We start from the raw sequence: 4,098 nt of genomic DNA, 5'->3' as shown, positions 1-4,098 counted from the left end.
GGCGTTCCTCGCCTCGCTCGCCCGACTCGCAAGCCTCGCCCGGCTGACCCGTCGGGCGTTCCTCGCCACCTCCTCCTTTACGTCATGTGACGGAACGCATCGCTGTCCGCGATCTATGCCACGAGCAACTGAAGTTGTTCGCCTGGCTCGCCGCTGGGGGTGCCTCCGGTTCGCCACAGCGGGTCGCGCATTCCTCGGTGGATGGTGCGCGGTGCGTTCGTGGCGGTCTCGTGGTCGACGGTGGTCGCGGTGCCTGCTCGGATGCGGTCGGCCGCGTTGGCGATGAGTTCGCGTCGGGCGAGCCACTCCAGCCAGGCAGACAGGTCAACAGTCGAGAGCTTGTCCAGTACGCGCCGGCGGATCGCTCGGCGCTGCTTCTGCTGCTGGGGTGTGCGAGAGCGCCACCATTGCCGCTGGTAGTGCAGGCTGCGGAGCGTCTTGGCGGCTGGGTGCTGGCTTTCGGCGTAGGTCTCCCCCGTGGCTTCAGTGGCCGCTGAGAGGGTGAGACGGAGGCGCCAGAGCTGGCGGGCCTCCTGGGCTTCGCGGGTGAGCCGGCGGGGGGAGGCGCCGCCGGGGGGAGGGGGGGTGCTACAGCTAGTGGGGGAAGTTTCGGCCGTGGTGCGCGCGGCGGCCACGGATTCCTGGGAGGCGGGACCGAGGGCGTAGCGGTCGCAGTCGTCGGTGCCGCCCTGGTACCGGTGGGGCAGGGTGATCACCTCCGCCTCGACCAACGTGTCGCGGGCGGCCCGCACGGTCTTGGGGTCCAACCGGGCGGCCAGGGCCAGATCCCGCACCGAGATCGACCCATCCCGCTGCACCAGCGCGGGGACCAGGGCATGCAGCAGGGCCGCGGCACTGTGCCGGCGCTGCGGCCGCACGCCGGCGGCGGTGAGCCGCTCCTCGGCGACGGCCAGCAACCCCCGGCGCACGGCCTCAATCTCCGCACGCTGCGCCGACGTCGACCCCCACGGCGCGGTGTCCTCGACCCGGTAGCGGCGTGGCCGATCCCGCTCGGCGTCCCGCTGCGCCGGCCGCCACAACCGGACGCGCCACCCCTCGCGGCCCAGCATGCGACACCGGGACCGGCACGCAACCTGGGACCGCTGCCACGCCTCGGCTTCCTCGACTCCCTCCTCGGCCGCGACGGTGACCACGGCCGGCAGCCACACATACCGGCGCCACCCGAGTTCACCACGCTCGGCCGCCTTACTGCCCGGCCGGTTCTGCACGGCCCACGCCTGCGCCGCGGTATAGCCGGCGCGGACCATGGCGCACGCCTGGCCAAACTCCCGGCCAGAGCGGGACGTGTCGCGGCCGCCGGGCCGGCGCCGCACCGGGACCGGCCGTAGCCGACGCCGCACGGCCGCCCGGTGCGCGGCGGCCTGGTCCTCGACCACGTCCAGCACCGCGGCCGGGGTCAACGTGCCGCCGACCACGGGTGCCTGCAGGCCGAGACGGTGCGGCGCCGACAACAACCGCAGCGCCATCCCGGTCCGCACCATCACCGGCACACCATGCCGGCGACCAGCCTCCGCGCACACCTGCGCCCACTCGCACGCCACCGCACGCGAACCAGTCACCGCAAGCACGTGCCGCCCACCCGCCCGGCCCGACTCCCGCACCAGATAGGGAATCCCACGGGCGACACACCAGGCGACCAGGTGCTCAGCCACAGCGTCGCCGAGAACCGGGTCGACCTCGGCATCCGCCGGGTCCACATCGGCCGCCAGCACCCCGGCCCGCAGCGTGCCAGCCACCGACGCAGCCTCACCCCGACGCACCGCAGCGCGGGCCTCATCGAGCGAGTCGACACGCTGCGGGGAACTGTTGTCCGCAGCGACCAACACAAACGGCGCCCGGAACAGGACGCGATCCAACGCCGCGGGGTACCCGCGGACGTACGGCTCGGCCGGCGCACACGAACCGAGCCCGAATTCGCCCGAACCGACACCGCTAACCGGCGTGTCGGAGTGGGGAGAAGTGGAGATGACGCGAGGGTGTGCGCTACCCTGGCGGCAGCCAGCGAACAAATCTGCCTCCGTGCCAGGGGGCACCACGGCAGACGAGCTGCCAACTCGTCACCGTGTGCGGGGCCGGGAGTTCTGCCAAAACTCCGGCCCACTGACCGTCTCTCGCCAATCCCGCCCTTGCCAGGGGACGGGTCTGTCTGCGGTCGGTTCGCCGTGGTGCCGATGTTCAGTTAGCTCTGTGCGGTTTCGTCAACCGGTCGGTCGCAACACCTCCTGTTCACGCGGCCGGCGCTTCTCACGCTCGGTTCTGACCCTCGCCAGCGCAGCGGAGGCGAGCTTGCGCAGCTCGTCAAGTTTGATCGGAACAGTGGGCGTCCCCTTCGGGACGTCCAAGCCGCACGCGCAGGCCATCACGAGAGCCACGAAGTCGCTGCGGCTTAACCCAAAGTGGGCGCGCACCTCGTCGAACACCTCGCGGTGTTCCAACTCCGTGCGCACGGTGAAGGCGCCTGTGTCCTCATCCGGGCGCAGCTTCTTCGGCGGCATACCGATCAACCTATCTGGTTCACGATCGTTTCGGGCAAGCGACACGCCGGACAGTGTTAGCGCCATCGCCTGGCGTCACGTGATCGTGGCCACTTCGGACTGATCACGGTTCGGGCGTGGTCCTCGTCGAGCTGCTGCCATCGCTGCACGGCATCGACAATGGCGGCCGGCAACCGCTTGGACTGGCGACCAGCCGTAAGGCTGTCAACGACGAACCGCAGAGTGGAGACGTAGGCGGGCCCACATCGGCCGTCGCGGTGCTGCTCGGCGAGTTCGTCGAGCCACTCGGCGGTGTCCTGGTCCTCGTCGAGCTGGTCGCGGTGCTCGGCCAACCATGCGGTTTCGACTCGCTGCCGGATGCGGTCGGCACGAGCGCGTTTCTCGTCGCGGCGGCTTCGTCGGTCTCCTCGGCCGGGATGCTTCGCGGCACGGTGTCAGTGTTTCACTGACGGTCCGGGCGCCTCCGGCCATCCCTGGCGTGCAAGAGAAGAGGGGCCGGCGCGAACCGGCCCCGGTGTCGTTTGTGGACAGTTATCCGCTGGTGAGGGTCCAGTGGTGGGGGAGGAGGAGACCGGCGGCGCCGGTGTCGGCGTGCCGGAGGGTGACTGTCCATGCGGTGGCTGGGGGTCGGCCGGCGTGGTGCCAGTCGGTGACGAGGGTGGCGAGGTGGTCGTGGAGGTGGTCGGCGCCGGTGAGGGTCATGGTGCCGTCGTGGTGGATCCAGGCGGCGCCGTCGGTGGGGTCGACGAGGGCGCAGGCTCCGTGGCCGGGGTCGAAGGTGGGATCGGCGGGGTAGGCGCGGGTGATGCGGGGGTCGCGGATGCCGAGGTAGCACCACAGGTCGTGGTATTGCTCGGTGGTCATCTCGGTGTCGGTGCCTTCGGCGGGCCGGAGGCGGGCGGCGGGGATGTCGTGGGCCGGGTCGTGGTGAAACAGCTCGGCGGGGCGGAGGTGTCCGGCGGCGGGCATGAAGTCGCCCCAGATCACGACGCGGCCGACGAGGTCGCCGTGGTCGTCTCGGCGGGCGGTGAGGATGGGGTGCACGCCAGCGTGGGCGAGGGGGGCGAGGATCAGCCCGTCGGGGACGAGAAGTTGGTCGAGCCAGTGTGGGGGGATGCCGGCGATGCCGCAGGTGGCGATGATCCGATCATACGGGCCGTTCGGCGGGTGGCCGTCGTAGCCGTCACCGTGGATGACCTGCACGCGGTCGGCCAGCTCAAGCGCGCGGATGGTGTCGGCGGCGCTAGTGGCGGCCGCGGCGCCGGCCTCGATGGTGGTGACGGGGGCGCCGGTGATGTGGGTGATGAGCGCGGCGTTGTAGCCGGTGCCGGCGCCGATCTCCAACACCCGGTGCCCCGGGGCTAGGTCGAGCGTTTCGAGCATCTTTGCCATGAGGGATGGGGCGGAACTGCTGCTTGGGGGGTCGCCGTCGCGGCCGGTGTGGGTGATCAGTGAGTTGTTGGCGTAGACGATGTCGAGCACCGCCTCGTCCGGCATGGTGTCCGGGGCGAGGGTGTACTCGTCGGCGCGGTAGCGGAATCGGCGGAGGCAGCGGTGGCGCGGCACCGCCGCGAATGCGCGT

General features: G+C 71.2%; 4 protein-coding genes. 1 reads left to right on the top strand and 3 read right to left on the bottom strand.

All coding sequences use genetic code 11. From position 1 onward, the window contains the following. Positions 1 to 113: 113 nt before the first annotated feature. Both IEY55_RS31415 and IEY55_RS31410 read right to left on the bottom strand, forming a co-directional pair. The gene (locus tag IEY55_RS31415) at positions 114 to 1,877 is read right to left on the bottom strand and encodes a hypothetical protein (RefSeq protein ID WP_189062221.1); all 1,764 of its coding nucleotides are present in this window, start codon (positions 1,875 to 1,877) and stop codon (positions 114 to 116) included. 342 nt (positions 1,878 to 2,219) lie between these two features. Beyond that, complete coding sequence (locus IEY55_RS31410; protein WP_189062220.1) at positions 2,220 to 2,582, bottom strand: hypothetical protein; 363 nt, start codon at positions 2,580 to 2,582, stop codon at positions 2,220 to 2,222. A 50-nt stretch (positions 2,583 to 2,632) separates the two neighbouring features. On the opposite strand from IEY55_RS31410, the gene IEY55_RS31405 reads away from it, so the two are divergent. Beyond that, a complete protein-coding gene (locus IEY55_RS31405) occupies positions 2,633 to 2,965 on the top strand; it encodes a hypothetical protein (RefSeq protein ID WP_189062219.1) in 333 nt (110 codons plus the stop codon). An 82-nt stretch (positions 2,966 to 3,047) separates the two neighbouring features. Here IEY55_RS31405 and IEY55_RS31400 read toward each other — a convergent pair. Further along, positions 3,048 to 4,098: protein-L-isoaspartate O-methyltransferase family protein (locus IEY55_RS31400; RefSeq protein ID WP_229686950.1), on the bottom strand; the 1,051-nt coding region annotated here is incomplete at its 5' end.

It is taken from the genome of Longimycelium tulufanense (assembly GCF_014645795.1).
Classification (GTDB): Bacteria; Actinomycetota; Actinomycetes; order Mycobacteriales; family Pseudonocardiaceae; genus Longimycelium; species Longimycelium tulufanense.
The sequence above is the reverse complement of the archived record's forward strand: the minus strand, read 5'-3'. Positions and strand labels throughout refer to the sequence as shown.